General features: G+C 76.0%; 1 protein-coding gene. It reads left to right on the top strand.

Annotated features, from left to right (window positions below; genetic code table 11):
• Positions 1-123 precede the first annotated feature (123 nt).
• Entirely contained in the window at positions 124-948 is an 825-nt protein-coding gene (locus tag AAHZ94_RS34450) for a sugar phosphate isomerase/epimerase family protein (RefSeq protein WP_349997609.1), read from the top strand.
• Positions 949-1,087: the final 139 nt, after the last annotated feature.

Raw genomic sequence — 1,087 nt, 5'->3', positions numbered from 1 at the left:
GGGGGGGCGGCGGCCGCGCCCGCCGCGCGCCACCCCGCGGCGAGCGGTCCGCACGGCCCCCGCCGGTGCGCTGCGGCCCGCCGGCCCCGGGCCCGGACAGGGGCACGCCGTACCCTGTCCCTCGTGACGGAGCCAGTGGTGCGCATCCCGGATGCGAAGGTCGCCCTGTCCACGGCCTCGGTGTATCCGGAGTCCACGGCGACGGCCTTCGAGATCGCGGCGCGCCTGGGGTACGACGGCGTCGAGGTCATGGTGTGGACCGACCCGGTCAGCCAGGACGTGGAGGCGCTGCGCCGGCTGTCCGACTACCACCAGGTGCCGATCCTGGCCGTGCACGCGCCCTGTCTGCTGATCACCCAGCGCGTGTGGTCCACCGATCCGTGGGTCAAGCTCCAGCGGGCGCGGGCCGCGGCCGAGCGGCTGGGCGCATCGACCGTGGTGGTGCACCCGCCGTTCCGCTGGCAGCGCTCGTACGCCAGGGACTTCGTCAGCGGCATCTGGCGGATGGTGGACGAGACGGACGTCAGGTTCGCCGTCGAGAACATGTACCCGTGGCGCTACCGGGACCGCGAGATGCTCGCGTACGCGCCCGACTGGGACGTCACCAAGGACGACTACCGGCACTTCACCGTCGACCTCTCGCACACCGCGACCGCCCGCGCCGACGCGCTGGCGATGGTGGACCGGATGGGTGACCGGCTGGCGCACGTGCACATCGCCGACGGCGGCGGCTCCGGCAAGGACGAGCACCTGGTGCCGGGGCGCGGCAGCCAGCCGTGCGCGGCCCTCCTGAAGCGGCTGGCCGGCAACGGCTTCACCGGCCACGTCGTGGTCGAGGTCAACACCCGGCGGTCGATGTCCGCCGCCGAACGCGAGGCCGACCTCGCCGAGGCGCTCGCCTTCACCCGGCTGCACCTGGCCGTCCCGCCCGAGGCGGCCGGCCCGTGAGCGAGGGCGTCAGCGCCCCGCGCCGGCGCGGTCGGCCACGGGCCGGCGGCGCGGGCGCGCCGGCGGCCCGGGGCCGCATCCAGACCGCGGCGCGCGCCGAGTTAGCCGCCCCCGGCGACGCCAACGCGTACATCCGCGG

This window comes from Streptomyces sp. HSW2009 (assembly GCF_040240285.1).
In the GTDB taxonomy this organism is placed as follows: domain Bacteria; phylum Actinomycetota; class Actinomycetes; order Streptomycetales; family Streptomycetaceae; genus Streptomyces.
This window is presented reverse-complemented; position numbering and strand designations above follow the sequence as displayed.